Origin of the sequence: Pseudomonas sp. R3.Fl (genome assembly GCF_023516765.1) — a bacterium.
Classification (GTDB): domain Bacteria; phylum Pseudomonadota; class Gammaproteobacteria; order Pseudomonadales; family Pseudomonadaceae; genus Pseudomonas; species Pseudomonas citronellolis.
The window spans coordinates 2,794,609-2,812,511 of record NZ_JAMGSO010000001.1 but is presented as its reverse complement, the minus strand read 5'-3'; the positions used below and the strand labels follow the sequence as shown (position 1 = coordinate 2,812,511).

Annotated in this window: 15 protein-coding genes and 2 riboswitches; of the genes, 7 read left to right on the top strand and 8 right to left on the bottom strand. The window is 71.6% G+C overall.

Annotated features, from left to right (window positions below; all coding sequences use genetic code 11):
• Positions 1 to 159: 159 nt before the first annotated feature.
• The 4 genes from cobJ to cobG are packed head-to-tail and all read right to left on the bottom strand — an operon-like array spanning position 160 to position 4,490.
• Positions 160 to 1,803, bottom strand: coding sequence for a precorrin-3B C(17)-methyltransferase (gene cobJ, locus M8R19_RS12225; RefSeq protein ID WP_249917927.1), 1,644 nt, complete (start codon positions 1,801 to 1,803; stop codon positions 160 to 162).
• Positions 1,803 to 2,546 (bottom strand): precorrin-2 C(20)-methyltransferase, encoded by a 744-nt coding sequence (locus tag M8R19_RS12220; protein ID WP_167361003.1) that lies wholly within the window; start codon positions 2,544 to 2,546, stop codon positions 1,803 to 1,805. The genes cobJ and M8R19_RS12220 overlap by 1 nt, the downstream gene beginning before the upstream one ends.
• On the bottom strand, positions 2,543 to 3,169 hold the full coding sequence (locus M8R19_RS12215) for a precorrin-8X methylmutase (protein ID WP_249917926.1): 627 nt from the start codon (positions 3,167 to 3,169) through the stop codon (positions 2,543 to 2,545). The genes M8R19_RS12220 and M8R19_RS12215 overlap by 4 nt, the downstream gene beginning before the upstream one ends.
• Entirely contained in the window at positions 3,162 to 4,490 is a 1,329-nt protein-coding gene (gene cobG / locus M8R19_RS12210; RefSeq protein ID WP_249917925.1) for a precorrin-3B synthase, read from the bottom strand. Before cobG ends, M8R19_RS12215 begins: the two co-directional genes overlap by 8 nt.
• Before the next feature lie 91 nt (positions 4,491 to 4,581).
• Positions 4,582 to 4,764: riboswitch (cobalamin riboswitch) on the bottom strand.
• A 77-nt stretch (positions 4,765 to 4,841) separates the two neighbouring features.
• On the opposite strand from cobG, the gene cbiE reads away from it, so the two are divergent.
• The 3 genes from cbiE to M8R19_RS12195 all read left to right on the top strand — a co-directional run bounded on the left by cbiE (position 4,842) and on the right by M8R19_RS12195 (position 7,693).
• Positions 4,842 to 6,044 carry a precorrin-6y C5,15-methyltransferase (decarboxylating) subunit CbiE gene (gene cbiE, locus M8R19_RS12205; RefSeq protein ID WP_502942848.1) on the top strand — a complete coding sequence of 401 codons (1,203 nt, stop codon included), beginning with the start codon at positions 4,842 to 4,844 and terminating at the stop codon, positions 6,042 to 6,044.
• A complete protein-coding gene (locus tag M8R19_RS12200) occupies positions 6,041 to 6,769 on the top strand; it encodes a cobalt-precorrin-6A reductase (RefSeq protein ID WP_249917923.1) in 729 nt (242 codons plus the stop codon). The genes cbiE and M8R19_RS12200 overlap by 4 nt, the downstream gene beginning before the upstream one ends.
• A gap of 300 nt (positions 6,770 to 7,069) precedes the next feature.
• Positions 7,070 to 7,693, top strand: coding sequence for a glutathione S-transferase family protein (locus tag M8R19_RS12195; RefSeq protein ID WP_058071834.1), 624 nt, complete (start codon positions 7,070 to 7,072; stop codon positions 7,691 to 7,693).
• Between the two features lie 7 nt (positions 7,694 to 7,700).
• Here the strand turns inward: M8R19_RS12195 and M8R19_RS12190 are convergent, their stop codons facing one another.
• A complete protein-coding gene (locus M8R19_RS12190) occupies positions 7,701 to 8,384 on the bottom strand; it encodes a vWA domain-containing protein (RefSeq protein WP_249920172.1) in 684 nt (227 codons plus the stop codon).
• On the bottom strand, positions 8,366 to 9,367 hold the full coding sequence (locus tag M8R19_RS12185) for a magnesium chelatase ATPase subunit I (RefSeq protein WP_249917922.1): 1,002 nt from the start codon (positions 9,365 to 9,367) through the stop codon (positions 8,366 to 8,368). Before M8R19_RS12185 ends, M8R19_RS12190 begins: the two co-directional genes overlap by 19 nt.
• Positions 9,368 to 9,527: 160 nt before the next feature.
• Between M8R19_RS12185 and M8R19_RS33180 the strand changes: the two genes are divergently transcribed.
• Together M8R19_RS33180 and M8R19_RS12180 are read left to right on the top strand one after the other, a co-directional pair.
• Positions 9,528 to 9,662: a hypothetical protein gene (locus M8R19_RS33180; RefSeq protein ID WP_009617212.1), complete on the top strand. Its 135-nt coding sequence runs from the start codon at positions 9,528 to 9,530 to the stop codon at positions 9,660 to 9,662.
• A 275-nt stretch (positions 9,663 to 9,937) separates the two neighbouring features.
• Positions 9,938 to 11,035, top strand: a complete 1,098-nt coding sequence (locus tag M8R19_RS12180; RefSeq protein ID WP_249917921.1) for a 3-deoxy-7-phosphoheptulonate synthase — start codon at positions 9,938 to 9,940, stop codon at positions 11,033 to 11,035.
• A gap of 389 nt (positions 11,036 to 11,424) precedes the next feature.
• On the opposite strand, the gene cobN is transcribed toward M8R19_RS12180, so the two are convergent.
• A complete protein-coding gene (gene cobN / locus M8R19_RS12175; protein WP_249917920.1) occupies positions 11,425 to 15,156 on the bottom strand; it encodes a cobaltochelatase subunit CobN in 3,732 nt (1,243 codons plus the stop codon).
• Positions 15,157 to 15,256: 100 nt separating this feature from the next.
• A complete protein-coding gene (gene cobW, locus M8R19_RS12170) occupies positions 15,257 to 16,309 on the bottom strand; it encodes a cobalamin biosynthesis protein CobW (protein WP_249917919.1) in 1,053 nt (350 codons plus the stop codon).
• Positions 16,310 to 16,401: 92 nt separating this feature from the next.
• Positions 16,402 to 16,592: riboswitch (cobalamin riboswitch) on the bottom strand.
• 99 nt (positions 16,593 to 16,691) lie between these two features.
• Between cobW and M8R19_RS12165 the strand changes: the two genes are divergently transcribed.
• Together M8R19_RS12165 and cobM are read left to right on the top strand one after the other, a co-directional pair.
• A complete protein-coding gene (locus M8R19_RS12165) occupies positions 16,692 to 17,096 on the top strand; it encodes a cobalamin biosynthesis protein (RefSeq protein ID WP_249917918.1) in 405 nt (134 codons plus the stop codon).
• A 45-nt stretch (positions 17,097 to 17,141) separates the two neighbouring features.
• Complete coding sequence (gene cobM, locus M8R19_RS12160; RefSeq protein ID WP_249917917.1) at positions 17,142 to 17,891, top strand: precorrin-4 C(11)-methyltransferase; 750 nt, start codon at positions 17,142 to 17,144, stop codon at positions 17,889 to 17,891.
• The last annotated feature ends 12 nt before the right edge of the window (positions 17,892 to 17,903 follow it).

Sequence of the window (17,903 nt, the reverse complement as noted above, 5' to 3'; positions counted from 1 at the left end):
CCAGAGACTCTGGATCCCCGCGTTCGCGGGAATGACGGGGAAGGTGTGGTGTGAAGCGGGTTCGCGAGCAAGCTCGCTCCTACGAAAAACCGAAAAGCCGAAAAGCCGAAAAGCCAAAAGCCAAAAGCCAAAAGCCGAAAAGCCGGGAAACGGAAATCCTCAGCGGTACCACCGCGGCGTATACACCCAATCACCACCACCAGCGCGGGGGAAGCGGCGGGTCAGCGACGAGCCGATGATCACCAGGGTGCGCATGTCCACCATCTCCGGCTGCAGCTCGCCGAGGGTGAGCGTGCGCAGCGCCTCGGCCGGGCGGCCGATGTCGCGGCCGAGCACCACCAGGGTTTCCGGCGCGCGGTGTTGGCGGACGATCTCCAGGGCGCGGCCCAGTTGCCAGGGGCGGGCCTTGGAGATGGGGTTGTAGAAGGCCATGGCCAGGTCGGCGGCGCCGGCGTGGTCCAGGCGCTTTTCGATGACTTCCCAGGGCTTGAGGTTGTCCGACAGCGAGATCAGGCAGAAGTCGTGGCCCAGCGGCGCGCCGGCCTTGGCTGCGGCGGCCAGGGCGGCGGAGACGCCGGGCAGCACTTCCAGTTCGACGTTGTGCCAGTCGGCATCGCTGCTTTCATGCAGCGCTTCGACCACTGCTGCGGCCATGGCGAACACACCCGGGTCGCCGGACGACACCACCACCACCCGCCGGCCGCTGGCGGCCAGTTCGAAGGCGTGGCGGGCGCGCTGCATCTCCTCGCGGTTGTCGCTGCAGTGGCGCACCTGGTCTGCGCGCAGCGGCTCGGCCATCTTCACGTATGTCTCGTAGCCCAGCAGGTCCTGGGCTTCGTCCAGGGCGCGGCGCACCGCTGGCGTCATGTGCTCGGCGGCGCCGGGGCCGAGGCCGATCACGCTCAGGCGCCCGCGTGGGCGGCCGATGCCGGCGGCCTGCTCGGGGGATTCGGCGAGGCGCAGGTGGATGCCATCCTGCGCCGCCGGCAAGGCTTGCTCATCGATGAAGCGCAGCGGCACGTCGAGCGCCTTGGCGGCCTCGGCCAGGCCTGCATCGGCCATGTACCGGCGTGGGGCGAGCAGCGCGGCCAGGGCAGCTTCCGCCAGCCCGGATGCGCGCAGGGCCTGGCGGACCCGCTCGGCAAGGTTGTCCACAGGCACGGCGATTTCCGCCAGCACCCGCCGTGGGTGGATCAGCAGTTCGTCGCGCTGCGCCGGGCGTGCCTCGCAGGTCACCCGCACGCTGCGCCTGGCGTCCTCGGCCAGCGGCAGGCGCGCTGCGGCCAGCCAGGGGGCGTCGCCGTCGATGCGCAGGCTTTCGCCGCCCAGCAGGTCGGCGACGAAGCGCTTGCCCTGCTCGATGTCGGCCAGGGCATAGCCTGGCGGCGGCTCCAGCAGGCAGGTGCCGAAGCGCAGTTCGCCGCTGGTGGTGATGGCCGGTGCCACGTCCAGCGCGGCGGCGATCTCCCGGGCCAGGCGGTTGACCCCGGCCAGGCCGCCGAGCAGCGGCACCACCGCGCTGCCGTCCTCGGCCACGGCCAGCACCGGTGGCTCCGCACCTTTTTCCTGCAGCGCCGGGGCCAGGCTGCGGATGACTATGCCGGCGGCGCACAGGGCGATGATCGGCGTACCGCTGCGATAGAGCGCGCGCAGGCTGTCGCCGAAGTCCTGGTAGCTTTCCTCGGCGCCGTCGACGCGGCCCAGCAGGCCGTGGATGCGCGCCTGTGGATAAAGCGCCTGCAGGCGCCGGGCGGTGGCCAGGGCGCTGGCGCCGAGGATGACGATGGCGGGGGAGGCGTTCATCAACCGCGCCACCTCTGCCCGGGGATCACCACCATGGAGAAGTAGGGCGAAGCCATCGGGTCCACCTCGTCCAGCGGCACGATGCGCTGCTCGCGCATCGTTGCCCGTTCCACGTAGTGCGCGCCGCCGTCGCGGCCCAGTTCACGGAGCACGCGGCGGACTTTGTCGAAGTTGCGCCCGAGCTTCATCACCACCGCCGCGTCGGCGGCCGCCAGGCGCTGCTTCAGCTCGTCCTCCGGCAGCACGCCGGAGAGCACCGAGAGGCTCTGGTTGCGGTACACCAGCGGCACACCGAGCACCGCCGCGCTGCCCAGCATGGAGCACACGCCGGGCACCACTTCGGCCGGGTAGCGCTCGGCCAGGCGGTCGTGCAGGTACATGTAGGAGCCGTAGAAGAACGGGTCGCCCTCGCAGATCACCGCGACGTCGCGGCCGGCCTCCAGGTGGCCGGCGACCTGTTCGGCGGCGGTGTCGTAGAAGTCGCTGATGACGCCCTCGTAGGTCAGCGGCGGCTCCAGCTTCTCGGTGGTCACCGGGTACACCAGGGGCAGGCGCTGCTGGCTCGCCCCCAGGTGCTGCTCGATGATGCCGAAGGCGTTGCCGCCGTGGCCGGCGTGGTGCTTGGCCTTGGCCACGAAGTAGGCGACCACGGGCGCGGCTTGCAGCAGGCGCAGGGCCTTGAGGGTGATCAGCTCGGGGTCGCCGGGGCCGACGCCCAGGCCGAGCAGGCGGCCGGTCATCATTCCACCTCCGTGGCCAGGGCGTTCACCGCGGCGGCGGCCATGGCACTGCCGCCGCGGCGGCCGCGGACGATGACGTAGGGCACGCCGTGGCTGTCGGCGGCGAGCAGGTCCTTGGATTCGGCGGCGCCGACGAAGCCCACCGGGAAGCCGAGGATCAGCGCCGGTTTCGGCGCGCCGGCGTCGAGCATTTCCAGCAGGTAGAACAGCGCGGTGGGGGCGTTACCGATCACCACCACGCTGCCTTCCAGGTGTTCGCGCCAGTGCTCCAGGGCCACCGCCGAGCGGGTGTTGCCCAACTCGCGGGCCAGGGCCGGGACGTCCGCTTCGTTGAGCGTGCAGATCACCTCGTTGGCCGCCGGCAGGCGCGCACGGGTGATGCCCTCGGCGACCATGCGCGCGTCGCAGAGGATCGGCGCGCCCGCCGCCAGGGCCGCGCGGCCGATGGCGCCGGCGCCGGGGGAGAAGCGCAGGTCCTGCACCACGTCGACCATGCCGCAGGCGTGGATCACCCGCACGGCGAGCTTTTCCAGGTCGGCGGGAATGGCCGAGAGATCGGCCTCGGCGCGGATGGTGGCGAAGGACTGGCGGTAGATCGCCTGGCCGTCGCGGATGTAGTCAAGCATCGGGTAGGGCTCCGGGATCGCGCAGCCGGTCGGCCGCGGCGTCGAGGGTCAGGTCGCGCGCCAGCGGCTGGCCGAAGCCGGCGTGGCCGGGGGCGCGGCGGTAGAGGTCGTAGCGGCCGTCGGCGACGGCCAGCAGGGTCAGCGGCGCCACGTGGGCGGCGGCGCAGGAACGCGGGCAGCCGCACAGGTGCACGCCGGCGGGCAGCGGCGCGCGCAGGCGTTCGGCCAGGCGCAGGGCGTCGGCCTTGGTGTCGGCCAGGCCGCGGGCACAGCCGGACGAGCCGCTGCAGGCCACCAGCCGGGACAGCGGCTGTTCGGCCGAGGTGATCAGGCCCAGGCTGTCGAGCGCGACGAGCACGGCGCTGGCGCGCGCGGCCGGCACGTTGGGCAGCAGCAGGCCCTGCCAGGGCGTCAGGCGCAGGCTGCCGTCGCCCTCGCGTTCGGCGAGGTTTGCCAGCTCGCGCAGCAGTTCGCTGTGCAGCCGGCCGAGGACGAAGCCGGCGCCGACGCTGCACAGGCCGCCCTGGCGCTGTGGGCGGATGCCCAGGTGGGCGAAGGGCTCGACGGCGGCGCGGCGCCAGTCGGCCACGTCCTGTTGCAGCGGCAGGTCGAGGCGCGCCAGCAGGTCCTTGGCGGGAAGGCTTGCCAGCAACTGGCGCATGCGCGAGACGCCTTCGCCGGCCAGGTCGAGGAACAGGTTCAGCAGGGCCTCGACCAGGGCCGGCACCTGTTCGCTGGCGACAGCGGCGAGCGCGGGTCTGTCCTGCGCGCGCTGCGGCGGGCAGCCGGCCAGGCCGAAGGCGAAGCGCCCGGCGTCCATGGCCGACAGCCAGATGTCGTGGGGGTGTTCGAGCATCGCCAGGGATTCGCCGCCATCCAGCTGCAGGGCGAACTTGGGCGACAGGCCGTGGAAGCGCGGCTCGTCCTGCAGCAGGTCGAGCAGCGTGGCGGCCAGCGGCGAGACGTCCAGGGCCTGGGCCGGGTCGAGGCCGGCGGCGGGGCTGAGCAGCAGGTTGCGCACGTCGTCGGCGGCGGCCACCCGCGGGCCCAGCCCGGCCTGCAGCAGCTCGGCGGACAGCGCCGCGCCGGCGCCTTCGTGCACGCCGCGGATCTGCAGGTTGGCGCGGTTGGTCGCCTCCAGCACGCCGTCGGCATGGCGTTCGGCGGCGCGGGCGATGGCCCTGGCGCCGCTGGTGTCGAGGCGCCCGCCGGGCAGCTTGATGCGGCAGATGCCGCCATCGCCGGAAGCGACCACGCGCAGCAACCCCGGGCAGGGCGACGGGCGGATTTCGACAGGGGGGACGGGCGGCAGATTTGGCACAGGGTCACCATGGCTGGGTCGCGGTGACCTTGCGGATCGCCCCTGATTAGGAGGATCTACAACATCGATACACCCCGCTCGATGCTTGCACACGCGACTGGTCCCGTCGGCAGGTCTCCTGGCTGGCAGGTCGTCGCCCGACGCGGCCTTCCCGGTCTCCCAGTGGCCAATGACGCGTGGACTCGCTGCTTACAGTTGCGGGGGCAGCCGCGCCGGGATGGTCCCGCGCGTTCCCTCTTCGGCCCTGATGGGCACCGACGAAGGCTGTATTATGCCCGCTTTGGCCGACCCCTTGAAAACCCTGCCCGTCGGAACGCCGGCGGCGCAATGTCGCAACGCAGAGGAACCCCCATGACGCCCTGGCTGACCATCGTCGGCATCGGCGAGGACGGCTATGCCGGCCTCGGCAAGACCGCCCGCCGCGCCCTGCTGGCGGCCAGCGACGTGTTCGGCGGCGAGCGCCAGCTGGCCCTGCTGCCGCCGTGCATCGGCGCGCAGCGCAGGCGCTGGCCGAGTCCCTTCGACATGGCGCCGCTGCTGGCGCGGCGCGGTACTCCGACCTGCGTGCTGGCCAGCGGCGACCCGCTGTTCTTCGGCGTGGGCGCGAGCCTGGCGCGGCAGCTGCCGGCGGCGGAAATGCGCGTGCTGCCGGCGCCGTCCTCGGTGAGCCTGGCGGCGGCGCGGCTGGGTTGGGCGCTGCAGGACGTGGAGCTGCTGTCGCTGGTGGGCCGCCCGCTGGCGGCGCTGAACGCGCGCCTGCATCCGGGGCGCCGCCTGCTGGTGCTGTGCGCCGATGGCCGCAGCCCCGCAGCGGTGGCTGCGCTGTTGCGTGAGCGCGGCTTCGCGCCGAGCCGGCTGAGCGTGCTGGAACACCTGGGCGGCGAGCGCGAGCGGCGCATCGACGGCCTGGCCGCCGACTGGTCGCTGGACGAGGCCGCCGCGCTCAATGTGCTGGCCATCGACTGCGTGGCCGGAGCCGACGCCCGGCGCCTGGCGCTGACCCCCGGCCTGCCCGACGACGCCTACCGCCACGACGGCCAGCTGACCAAGCGTGACGTGCGCGCGGTGACCCTCGCGCGCCTGGCCCCGGAGCCGGGCGAACTGCTCTGGGACGTCGGCGCCGGCTGCGGCTCCATCGGCATCGAGTGGATGCGCGCGCACCCCAGTTGCCGGGCCCTGGCCATCGAGGCCGAGGAAAGCCGACTCGGGCACATCGCCCACAACCGCGACGCCCTTGGCGTGCCCGGCCTGCAACTGGTGGCCGGGCGCGCGCCGGAAGCCCTGGAAGGCCTGGAGGCGCCGGACGCCATCTTCATCGGCGGCGGCGTCACCGTGCCGGGCGTGCTGGAGTACTGCTGGGATCGCCTCAAGCCGGGCGGCCGGCTGCTGGCCAACGCGGTGACGCTGCAGAGCGAGGCGGCCCTGGTCGGCTGGCGCGAACGCCACGGCGGCGAGCTGGTGCGCCTGCAGGTGGCCCAGGCGCAGCCCCTGGGCGGCTTCGACACCTGGCGCGCGGCCCTGCCGATCACCCTGCTGGCGGTGCGCAAGCCGTGAGCGGCAAGCGCATCCTGCTGTTGGGCGGCATCGGCGAGGCCCTGGCCATCGCCCGCCGCCTCGGCCCCGGTCACCTGTACAGCCTGGCCGGCCTGGGCAAGGTGCCGGACGACCTGGCCTGCCAGGTGCGCGTCGGCGGCTATGGTGGGGCGGAGGGCCTGGCGGATTTCATCGCCGGGCAGGGCTACGACCTGCTGCTCGACGCCACCCATCCCTACGCCGCGCAGATCAGCCGCAACGCCGCCCGCGCCGCGCAGCTGGCCGGCGTGCCCTGCTGGGCGCTGCGTCGCCCCGGCTGGCAGCCCGGGCCCGGTGACGACTGGCGCGAGGTGGAAGGCTGGGCGCAGCTGATCGCCGCCCTGGCGCCGTTCCGCCGGCCGCTGTTCACCCTGGGGCGCGAGCCGCTTGAGCACCTTGGCGAGATTCCCGGACATCAGTTCTGGACCGTGCGCTGCCTGCAGAGCCTGCCCGGAACCGCGCGCGCCGAAGTTCTGGGCGCGCGCGGACCCTTCAGCCTGGAGGGCGAGCGCGAGCTGTTCGCGCGCCTGGGCACCGACGTGCTGGTGAGCAGGAACAGCGGCAGCCAGGCCACCGAGCCGAAGTTGCTGGTGGCGAGGGAGCGGGGCGTGCCGGTGCTGATCCTGGCGCGGCCGGAATTGCCTGAGGTGGATCGGCAGTTCGATAGCGTCGAGGCGCTGTGGTCGGCGTTGGAGGCGCTTCTGTAGGGCTGGGTTCGCGAGCAAGCTCGCTCCTACAGGTTGTGCCCCTGTGCTCTTCGTAGGAGCGAGCTTGCTCGCGAACTGCCCGCCGACACATTGCCGAAGCTGGAGCTGCCCGAGGTGGATCGACAGCGCTGTGCCCACTCGCATGAGAGCCCCTCTCCCCAACCCTCTCCCGCAAGCGGGAGAGGGGGCCGTCCGGCGTGGGCGGGTTGTCCGGCGTCAGCCGGCGCGATCGACGCGTCGGGGGGCGCCGGCGTATAACCGCGAACGGTCATACGCACGACGCGAACAGGGAGTGGCGGAATGTTGCGAATCCTCGGCAAGGCCTCATCGATCAACGTGCGCAAGGTACTGTGGACCTGCGCCGAGCTGCAGCTTCCCTACGCCAGGGAAGACTGGGGCAGCGGTTTCCGTGCCACCGACTCGGAGGAGTTCCTCGCGCTCAATCCCAATGCGCTGGTGCCGGTGCTGGTGGACGGCGATTTCGTGCTCTGGGAGAGCAATGCCATTTGCAGTTACCTCGCCAGCCAGTACCCGCGCGACGAGCTGCTGCCGTCCGCGCCTCGCGAACGGGCGCTGGTGGAGCAGTGGATGGGCTGGCAGGCCACCGAGCTGAACAACGCCTGGCGCTACGTGTTCATGGCGCGGGTGCGCAACAGCCCGGCCCATGCCGATGCCGCGGCCATCGCGGCGAGCGAGCGGGAATGGGGCCGGCTGATGGCGCTGCTCGACCGCCAGCTGGAGCGCACCGGCGCCCATGTCGCCGGCGAGCGTTTCAGCCTGGCCGACGTCGCCATCGGCCTGTCGGTGCAGCGCTGGTTCATGACGCCGATGCAGCGCCCCGAACTGCCTGCCGTGGCCGCCTATTACCAGCGGCTGGGCCAGCGTCCGGGGTTCTGCGAGCACGGTTGCAACGGCCTGCCCTGAGCCTGCTTCAGCGCAGGGGCAGGTCGCCGATGGCGCGGTATTCGGCGCCGAGGTTCGCGGCCAGTTGGCGGGCGCGGCCCAGGCGCACCGGGCCGCTCTCGATGTCCACCAGCAGGCTGGCGCAGGGCAGCGGCGCCAGGAGCGGGCAGTCGCTCAGGCGGCCATCGGTGACGATCAGCAGGCGCTGGCGTTCGCCGGGCTTGTGGCGCTGGCGCTGCTGCAGCCAGTCGGCGGCCTGGGCCAGCGCCTCGGGCAGCGGTGTGCCGCCGCCGGCGCCCAGTTCGCGTAGCCAGTCGCGCAACTGCGCCGAAGCCTTCTGCCCCTGCCACAGCCAGCGCGGCTGCCGCCCCGCGGCGTGCAGCACGGCCAGGCGTGCGCGTTGCCGATAGGCCTGCTCGAAGACCTCCGCCAGCAGGCCCTTGGCCTGGCCCAGGGCGCCGTGCCGGCGGGTGCTGGCCGAGGCGTCGACGATCACCAGCCAGAGTTCGCGGGGCTTGGCGCTGCGGGCGCGCAGCACCAGTTCGTCACGCCTCTTCGGGCGCCCGCGGAGGAAGGTGGCTGGCCAATCGACGCGCGACTGTGCGCCGTGCCGGCGGGCGCCGCTGCGGCCGCCGGCGAGTTGGCCGGGTGTGGGGCTGGCATCCGCGCCTGGGGCCGGGCGCGGGCGGATGCTCAGGGCTTTTTTGGCCAGCCCGGCAGTTCGCGGGTGGCGCCGGTGGGCACGGCGCGGGGCGGCAGTTCGCCCCACTGGCCTTCGTTTTGCGCGCCTTGTTCGGGCTGGTTGGCGGCTGGGGCCTGGGGTGCCTGCGGCTGCGCTGGTGGTGGCGGCGCATGGCGGCGGCGGTGGGCGAGGGCGAAGGGCTCCAGGGCGTCGATATCTTCCGTCTCGATGCGCTCGGCGCCGCGCCAGGCGGCATGGGCGCGGGCGCCGCGCAGCCAGACCAGGTCGGCGCGCAGGCCGTCCACCCCGGCGGCGTAGCAGCGCTCGGCGATGGCCTGCAGCGCGGCGTCGTCCAGGGGGATGCCGGGAAGACGCTGGCGGGCCTGGGCGCAGCGCTGGCGCAGGGCGTCCTGCTCGGCCTGCCAGTGGCCGAGGAAGGCCTGTGCGTCGGCGTCGAAGGCCAGGCGGCGGCGGACGATCTCGGCGCGCTCGGCCGGCGGCGGCGTGCCGCCCAGTTCGACCTTGAGGCCGAAGCGGTCCAGCAGTTGCGGGCGCAGTTCGCCTTCCTCGGGGTTCATGGTGCCGATCAGCACGAAGCGCGCCGGGTGGCTGTGGGACAGGCCGTCGCGCTCGACGTGGTTGACGCCGCTGGCGGCCACGTCCAGCAGCAGGTCCACCAGGTGGTCGGGCAGCAGGTTCACCTCGTCGACGTAGAGCACGCCGCCGTCGGCGTTGGCCAGGATGCCCGGGGAGAAGCGCACGCGGCCTTCGCCCAGGGCGGCGTCCAGGTCCAGGGTGCCGACGATGCGTTCCTCGCTGGCGCCCAGGGGCAGGGTGACGAAGCGCCCGCCGTCGAGCAGGTCGGCCACGCCGCGGGCCAGAGTCGACTTGGCCATGCCGCGCGGGCCCTCGATCAGCACCCCGCCGATGGCCGGGTCGATGGCGGCCAGGCACAGCGCCAGTTTCAGGTCGTCGGCGGCGACCACGGCGGCGAGGGGGAAGTGCGGTTGCATGGGCGTTACCTGCGGAGTGCTTGGGCGGGCTTGCTTGAAAGGCGAATGGTAGCGAAGCCGGCGCGGCCGGGCGAGGCGCCGTCGATGAAGGCGATAGGAAAGGATGATTGAAAGCCCCGCGCCGATGCGGTAGCTTGGCCGGCATCTTGTGGAGATAACCATGCCGTCCAGCCTGTCCATCCAGTCCCTCGCCCGCCCCGGTGCCCTCGGCTCCGCGGTCGTTCGCGCGCAGGTGCTGGCCGCTGCCGCCGGTTATTTCTTCTATGGGTATTGGTTTAGCCACAGGCGCGCCTGATACCCCACAGGCGCCCTAGCAAGCAGGGTCGCCAACCAGACAGTTTCACGAAACCCCGGTCGGCAACCCGACCGGGGTTTTTGTTTTTCCGGCCCACAAGGCCAAAGCCGTTCAACCAGAGGATCGAAACATGACCGCTTACACCACCTACCGCTATTACCGCACCTCCGACTGGCGATTTAGCAGCCGTACCGCTGCCACACCCGAACTACTCAGTCGAACACTCAGATAGCGCCGCGCGCGGCCATGACCGCGCCGGCCAAGGATGCCAGTCCATGAATTCCTCCGTTTCCGCCCTGATCCGCAACGACCTGCCGCAGTCCGCCGAAGTCCTCGAACTGCCGCGCCCCTCCGCCCGCCGTCGCGAACAGCCGCTGCCGAGCCCCGCCGAACTGCGCCAGCGCCTGCCGCTTTCCGCCGCCCTGGCCGAACGCGTACAGCACGACCGCCAGGCCATCCGCGCCACCCTCGACGGCCGCGACCCGCGTCTGCTGGTGGTGGTCGGCCCCTGTTCCCTGCACGACGCTGATTCCGCCCTCGACTACGCCGAGCGCCTCGCCGCCCTGGCCCCCGAAGTGAGCGACCAGCTGCTGCTGGTGATGCGCGCCTACGTCGAGAAGCCGCGCACCACCGTCGGCTGGAAGGGCCTGGTGTACGACCCGCGCCTGGACGGCAGCGGCGACATGGCCGAGGGCCTGGCGCTGTCGCGCCGGCTGATGCTGGACATGCTCGAACGCGGCCTGCCGGTGGCCACCGAGCTGCTGCAGCCGCTGGTGGCCGGCTACCTCGACGACCTGCTGGGCTGGGCCGCCATCGGCGCGCGCACCAGCGAATCCCAGGTGCACCGCGAGATGGTCAGTGGCCTGGACCTGCCGGTGGGCTTCAAGAACGGCACCGACGGCAGCCTCGGCATCGCCTGCGACGCCATGCGCTCGGCGGCGCACCCGCACCAGCACTTCGGCATCGACGGCCTGGGCCGCCCGGCGCTGGTGCAGACCCTCGGCAACCCGGACACCCACCTGGTGCTGCGCGGCGGCCACGGCGGGCCGAACTACGACGTGGCCAGCGTGCGCGCGGCCCGCGAGGGGCTGGAGAAGCAGGGCATCCCGGCACGGATCATGGTCGATTGCAGCCACGCCAACAGCGCCAAGGACCCGCTGCGCCAGCCGGCGGTGCTGGCCAGCGTGCTCGACCAGCGCCTGGGCGGCGACGCCTCGCTGCGCGGGGTGATGCTGGAGAGCCACCTGTTCGACGGCTGCCAGCCGCTGAAGGGCGAGCTGCGTTATGGGGTTTCCATTACCGATGGATGCCTGGGGTGGAGTGGGACCGAGGCGTTGTTGCTGGATGCGGCGGGGCGGTTGCGGCGGGGGTAATGGGCTCGGCGTAGGGCGTATAACGCTCCGCGTTATACGCCGTTTATCCGACGTTTCCGTGTGCTCCGGGGGCCCGTTACGGAGCCGCTGTTTGGGGGGCGCTTCGGGGTCGACCGGGAGGCCGGGCATGAGGTGGGTGTATCGGCGTATAACCGCGAACGGTTATACGCCCTACGTTACTGGATCCGGCGGGGGTGAGGCTTGTAGGAGCGAGCTTGCTCGCGAACGGTGCCAACCGGCTGCTCTGATGCTGGGCTGGGCGCCTTTCCCTCTCCCCAGCCCTCTCCCTGAAGGGAGAGGGTTAGGGAGAGGGCGCTCTCATGCCAGGCACCGGCATGGTCGGGAAACTCCGTTCGCGAGCAAGCTCGCTCCTACGAAGAGCCTCAGCGTCACTGCTCCTCGCTATCCACCAGGATGTTCTCCAGCGCCTCGCGATACTCCCCAGGCTCCTGCCAAAGCCCACGCTGCTGCGCCTCCAGCAGGCGTTCGGCCATGTCGCGCAGGGCCTCGGGGTTGTGGCGCTGGATGAACTCGCGGGTATCGTCGTCCAGCAGGTAGGCGTCGGCCAGCAGTTGGTACTGGTGGTCTTCCACCAGTTCGCTGGTGGCGTCGAAGGCGAACAGGTAGTCCACCGTGGCGGCCATTTCGAAGGCGCCCTTGTAGCCGTGGCGCTTCATCCCGGCGATCCATTTCGGGTTCACCGCGCGGGCGCGCAGCACGCGGCCGAGTTCTTCCTTCAGCGTGCGGATGCGCGGGTTGTCCGGCTGGCTGTGGTCGCCGTGGTAGCTGGCCACGCGGCGGTCCTGGATGACCTCGGCGGCGGCGAGCATGCCGCCCTGGAACTGGTAGTAGTCGTTGGAATCGAGGATGTCGTGCTCGCGGTTGTCCTGGTTGTGCAGCACCGCCTGCAGGCCGGCCAGGCGCTGGGCGAAGCGCTCGCGCGCCGGGGTGCCGTCGTCGCCGGCGCCGTAGGCGTAGCCGCCCCAGTTGAGGTAGGCCGCGGCGAGGTCGGAGCGGCTTTCCCAGCTGCGTTCCTCGATTACCCCTTGCACGCCCGCGCCGTAGGCCCCGGGCTGGGCGCCGAAGATGCGCCAGCCGGCCTGGCGCCGGGCTTCTTCCTCGGTCACGCCGCTGGCTTGCAGCTGCGAGCTTTCGGCGCGCACGCGGGCGGCCAGGGGGTTCATGTCTTCCGGCTCGTCCAACGCGGCCACGGCTTGCACCGCGGCGTCGAACAGGCGGATGAGGTTGGCGAAGGCGTCGCGGAAGAAGCCGGAGACGCGCAGGGTCACGTCCACCCGCGGGCGGTCGAGCAGGCTCAGCGGCAGGATCTCGAAGTCTTCCACGCGCTGGCTGCCGGCCTGCCACACCGGGCGCACGCCGAGCAGCGCCAGGGCCTGGGCGATGTCGTCGCCGCCGCTGCGCATGGTCGCCGTGCCCCACACCGAAAGGCCGAGCTGGCGCAGGTGGTCGCCGTGGTCCTGGAGGTGGCGCTCCAGCAGGCGGCTGGCGGACTGGAAGCCGAGGCGGTAGGCGGTGGGCGTGGGCAGGTTGCGCACGTCCACGGTGAAGAAGTTGCGCCCGGTGGGCAGCACGTCCAGGCGCCCGCGGCTGGGCGCGCCGCTGGGGCCGGCGGGGACGAAGCGGCCGTTCAGCCCGGCGAGCAGTTGGCCGATCTCGTTGGCGCCGCAGGCATCCAGCAAGGGCGCCACGTTTTCCCGCAGTTGTCGGAGGACCAGCGCGCTGGCTTCGCCGGGGCCGTCGAGGTCGTGCTCGATCAACTGCAGGGCCAGCAGTTCCAGGCGCTCGCGGGTGTCGCCGTTACTGCGCCAGGGCTCGTCGCTGACGGCTTGCAGCACCTCGGGGCGCGGGCCTTCCCAGGGCTCGGCGAAATTGCTGTCCAGCGGATCGCGGCCCAGTTGCAGGTCCGCCGCCAGGGCGCGCAGCAGGCTGGCGTTGCCGCCGCGGCCGTCGCCCCGGGGGATGCGCACCAGCGACAGCAGGGTGTCGCGGCGCAGCTGGCCCGCCGGCGACTCGCCGAACACGTGCAGGCCGTCGCGGATCTGCGATTCCTTGAGGTCGCAGAGGTAGGCGTCCAGCTGCGGCAGCCAGCTGTCTTCGTCGTCGTTGAGTTGCAGGCCCAGCTCGCGGTCCAGAGCGGCGGCGCGCACCGCGTCGAGGATTTCCCCGCGCAGCTGCACGGCCCGGCGCGGGTCCAGCAGCGAGGCGTCGTAGTACTCGTCGGCCAGGCGCTCCAGGTCGCGCAGCGGGCCGTAGTTCTCGGCGCGGGTCAGCGGCGGCATCAGGTGGTCGATGATCAGCGCCTGGCTGCGGCGCTTGGCCTGGGCGCCTTCGCCGGGGTCGTTGACGATGAACGGGTAGAGGTTCGGCAGCGGGCCGAGGATCGCGTCCGGCCAGCATTCCTCGGACAGGCCCACGCCCTTGCCCGGCAGCCATTCGAGGTTGCCGTGCTTGCCGACGTGGATCAGCGCGTCGGCGCCGAAGGCCTCGCGCAGCCAGAAGTAGAAGGCCAGGTAGCCGTGCGGCGGGACCAGCGCCGGGTCGTGGTAGATGGCCGCCGGGTCGAGCTGGTAGCCGCGCGCCGGCTGGATGCCGACGAAGGCCAGGCCCAGGCGCAGGCCGGCGACCATCATGCGCCCGTTGCGGTGCATCGGGTCCTGCTCGGGCTCGCCCCAGCGTTCGCGCACGGCGCGCTGGTTGGCCTCGGGCAGGCGCGCGAAGCAGGCCAGGTAGTCGGCCAGCGCCAGGCTCTGGGCGCAGGGGCGCAGGTCGAGGTTGTCGAGGTCGTTGCTCACCCCGCCGAGCAGGCTGTGGATAAGCGCGTCGCCAGTCTCCGGCAGGCCGGCCACGGGGTAGCCCGAGGCTTCCATGGCGCGCAGGATGTTCAGCGCCGCGGCGGGCGTGTCCAGGCCGACGCCGTTGCCGATGCGCCCGTCGCGGGTCGGGTAGTTGGCCAGGATCAGTGCCACGCGCTTGTCGGCGTTGGCCTTGCGCGCCAGCAGCACCCAGCGCCGCGCCAGCTCGGCGACGAAGTCCATGCCCGGGCGGTGCGCCAGGTAGCAGACCACGTCGCTCTGGCTGCGCTCGCTGCGCCAGGCCAGGCCCTTGAAGCTGACGGGGCGGGTGATCAGGCGGCCGTCCAGCTCCGGCAGCGCCACGTGCATGGCCAGGTCGCGCGGGCCCAGGCCCTGGGCGTTGGCGCGCCAGAGCTCGAGGTTGTCCAGCGAGCAGATGGCCTGCAGCACCGGCACGTCGCGGCGGAACGGGCGGGCCTGGGGCGCGTCCGGGTTGGACTGGGCGAAGCCGGTGGTGTTGATGATCAGTTCGGCGTCGGCGGCGTCCAGCAGCGCCTCGACCTGTTCCAGGCAGGCCGCTTCCTTGAGGCTGGCCACGGCGATCGGCAGCGGGTTGAGTTGCTGCGCGCGCAGGCTGGCGCAGAAGGTGTCGATGAAGCCGGTGTTCGCCGCTTGCAGGTGGGTGCGGTAGAACAGCAGCGCCGCCACCGGCCAGCCGGGGTTCCACTCGGCCCGCCAGTGGGCGAGTTCGGCTGCGGCATGGCTGGGGTGATGCAGGGCGACGCGGGGCAGGGTGCGCGGTTCGTTCCAGGGATAGGCGCGGTCGAGGTACTGGCTGGCCAGGTTGGCGAAGAACTGCCGGGCGTTGTCCAGGCCGCCCTGGCGCAGGTACTGCCAGAGGCGTTCGGCCTCCTCGGGGGTCACGCTGCACAGCGCGGTGAGTTCGGGGTCGGGCTTGTCGTCGCCGGGCACCAGGATCAGCGTGGCGCCGCGCTCGGCCAGGGCCACCAGTTGCTCGATGCCGTAGCGCCAGTAACCGACGCCGCCGTGCACCGAGATCAGGATGACCTTGGCGTGCTGCAGCACCTCGTCGACGTAGAGGTCCACCGAGGCGTGGTTCTGCAGCTGCATGGGGTTGGCCAGGCGCAGGCTCGGGTAATCGTCGGGTAGTGCGCGGGCGGCCTCGGCGAGCAGCGCCAGGTGCGAGTCGCCGCTGCAGAGGATGACCAGCTCGGCGGGCGTCTGGGCCAAGTGGGCGATGCCGTCGTCGGGGACGAAGCCGCCGGGTTGGGTGCGCAGCAGGTGCATGGGGTCGCCTCGGTCTATGGCTTCTCGTAGGAGCGAGCTTGCCCGCGAACGGCTCCGCAGCGGGGTTGGTTCGCGAGCAAGCTCGCTCCTACAGGGGGCGTTAGGCGAGCGCGGTGCGCAACTCGTTGGCAATGGCGGCCTGGTCCAGCTCCTGGCCGATCACCACCAGGCGGGTGGCGCGGGTTTCGTCGCTCAGCCACTTGCGGTCGAAGTGCTTGTCGAAGCGCTTGCCCACGCCTTGCACCAGCAGGCGCATGGGCTTGCCGGGGATGGCCGCGAAGCCCTTGACGCGCAGCACCGCGTGGCGCTCCACCAGTTGGCCGAGGGCGGTGAGCAGGGCGTGCTCCTGCACTTCCGGGAGGTCGACGTGGAAGGAGTCGAACTCGTCGTGGTCGTGGTCCTCATGGCCTTCGTGGTCGTGGTGGGTGGGGCGGCTGTCGATGTGCAGCTCGGCCTCGGCGTTGATCCCCAGCAGCACCGACAGCGGCAACTGTCCGGCGCTGGCTTCGACGATCTTCACCGCCGGCGGCAGTTCTTCGGACACGTGCGCGCGCACTTGCGCGAGGGTGTCGGCGTCGAGCAGGTCGGCCTTGTTCAGCACCACCAGGTCGGCGCTGGCCAACTGGTCTTCGAAGAGTTCGTGCAGCGGCGATTCGTGGTCCAGGTTCGGGTCCTGCTTGCGCTGCTCGTCCACCTGCTCGGGATGCGCGGCGAAGGTGCCGGCGGCCACGGCGGGGCTGTCGACCACGGTGATCACCGCGTCGACCGTGCAGGCGTTGCGGATTTCCGGCCACTGGAAGGCCTGCACCAGGGGCTTGGGCAGGGCCAGGCCGGAAGTCTCGATGAGTATCTGGTCCAGCTCGCCGCGGCGCGCCACCAGTTCGCGCATTACCGGGAAGAACTCTTCCTGCACGGTGCAGCACAGGCAGCCGTTGGCCAGTTCGAAGACGCGGCCCACGGCTTCTTCTTCGCTGCAGCCGATGGAGCATTGCTTGAGGATTTCGCCGTCGATGCCCAGTTCGCCGAACTCGTTGACGATCACCGCGATGCGGCGACCTTCGGCGTTGTCGAGCATGTGCCGGAGCAGGGTGGTCTTCCCGGCGCCGAGGAAGCCGGTGACGATGGTGACGGGGAGCTTGGCCAGGGTTTGCATGGTCGCCTCTGCGCTGCGATGGCGGGAGGCAGGGGCGCGCGCACGGAGGTTCCGCGCGTCGGAAGCCGCCACCGGATCACCCCGCCCGGTTGTGGTAATGCTGGTTCGAGGCAGGTCTCCTGGCTCACGATCCGGCTCGCGCCTGGCCTTCGCCTTCCCGCCCGTGGGCAGTGGCATTCGAAGGGGTTTGGATCGTTCACAGTTGCGGGGGCAGCCGTGGCCTTGACCACGTTCCCTCTTAGCTCCGGCGCCGGGCCGGAGAACCTCGAAGCGGCAAAGGCTACGCAGTGCCCGGCGGGCGGTCAATCGCCGCCGGGCCGGTTGACGCCCCAGCGGGGCCGTGCTGTGCTGCCCGGCGATTGCCCGTGGAAGGACCGCCCGCGTGATACTGGTTGCCGGACTGGGGTGCCGCCGTGGCTGCGGCGCCGACGAACTGCTCGCCCTGCTGCGCGCCTGCCTGCGCGAGGCCGGCCTCGACGAGGCGGCGCTGAATGCCCTGGCCAGCAGCGAGGCGAAGGCTTTGGAAGGTGGCCTGCGCGACCTGTCGCGGCAACTGCGCCTGCCCCTGGAACTGTTGGATGCGCAGCGGCTGGCGCCTTACGAACAGCGCCTGACTTCCACTTCCGAGCGGGCCCGCCAGGTCACCGGCAGCGCTAGCGTGGCTGAGGCTGCTGCCCTGGCCCTGGCCGAAGCGCTGGCCGAGGGCCCGGCGCGGCTGGTGGTGCCCAAGCGGCGCAGCGCCAATGCTACCTGCGCGCTGGCCATGGCGCCGGCTCTGATGGGATAGCGAGCTGGGGTAGACTGCGCCTTTCCCGATCCGAAGCGTGCGTTCATGACGGTCTATTTCATCGGCGCCGGTCCCGGCGATCCCGAGCTCATCACGGTCAAGGGCCAGCGCCTGCTGCGCAGTTGCCCGGTGATCCTCTACGCCGGCTCGCTGGTGCCCGAGGCGGTGCTCGAAGGGCACAGCGCCGAGGTGGTGGTGAACACCGCCGAGCTGCACCTGGAGCAGATAGTCGCGCTGCTCGCCGAGGCCCACGCGAAGGGCCAGGACGTGGCCCGCGTGCATTCCGGCGACCCTTCGCTGTACGGCGCCATCGGCGAGCAGATCCAGCACCTGCGCCGGCTCGGCATCCCCTACGAGATCGTCCCCGGTGTCACCGCCACCGCCGCCTGCGCCGCGCTGCTGGGCTGCGAGCTGACGCTGCCGGAGGTGTCGCAGACGCTGATCCTCACCCGCTACGCCAGCCGCACCAGGATGCCCGAGGGTGAATCCCTGGGCGACCTGGCGCGGCACCGGGCGAGCATGGCCATCCACCTGGGCGTGGGCCAACTGGAGAAGATCGTCGCGGAGCTGTTGCCGCACTACGGCGCGGACTGCCCGATCGCGGTGATCCACCGCGCCAGTTGGCCGGATCAGGACCAGGTCAGCGGCACCCTTGGCGACATACTGCCGAAGGCTCGGGCCAAGGGGTTCAAGCGGACTGCGCTGATTCTGGTCGGGCGGGTGTTGGCGGCGGAGGGGGGCGGCGAGTCGTCGTTGTATAGCGCGGGGCATGGGCATCTGTATCGGCCGGATTGATGACGAAGGAGT

Bases quoted from the DNA above. Each gene is read 5' to 3' on its own strand.
- M8R19_RS33180 (WP_009617212.1), top strand. From the start codon at position 9,528: ATGCCGTCCAGCCTGTCCATCCAGTCCCTCGCCCGCCCCGGTGCCCTC.
- cobJ (WP_249917927.1), bottom strand. From the start codon at position 1,803: ATGAACGCCTCCCCCGCCATCGTCATCCTCGGCGCCAGCGCCCTGGCC.
- M8R19_RS12195 (WP_058071834.1), top strand. From the start codon at position 7,070: ATGTTGCGAATCCTCGGCAAGGCCTCATCGATCAACGTGCGCAAGGTA.
- cobN (WP_249917920.1), bottom strand. From the start codon at position 15,156: ATGCACCTGCTGCGCACCCAACCCGGCGGCTTCGTCCCCGACGACGGC.
- M8R19_RS12180 (WP_249917921.1), top strand. From the start codon at position 9,938: ATGAATTCCTCCGTTTCCGCCCTGATCCGCAACGACCTGCCGCAGTCC.
- M8R19_RS12215 (WP_249917926.1), bottom strand. From the start codon at position 3,169: ATGCTTGACTACATCCGCGACGGCCAGGCGATCTACCGCCAGTCCTTC.
- cbiE (WP_502942848.1), top strand. From the start codon at position 4,842: ATGACGCCCTGGCTGACCATCGTCGGCATCGGCGAGGACGGCTATGCC.
- cobM (WP_249917917.1), top strand. From the start codon at position 17,142: ATGACGGTCTATTTCATCGGCGCCGGTCCCGGCGATCCCGAGCTCATC.
- M8R19_RS12185 (WP_249917922.1), bottom strand. From the start codon at position 9,367: ATGCAACCGCACTTCCCCCTCGCCGCCGTGGTCGCCGCCGACGACCTG.
- cobW (WP_249917919.1), bottom strand. From the start codon at position 16,309: ATGCAAACCCTGGCCAAGCTCCCCGTCACCATCGTCACCGGCTTCCTC.
- M8R19_RS12220 (WP_167361003.1), bottom strand. From the start codon at position 2,546: ATGATGACCGGCCGCCTGCTCGGCCTGGGCGTCGGCCCCGGCGACCCC.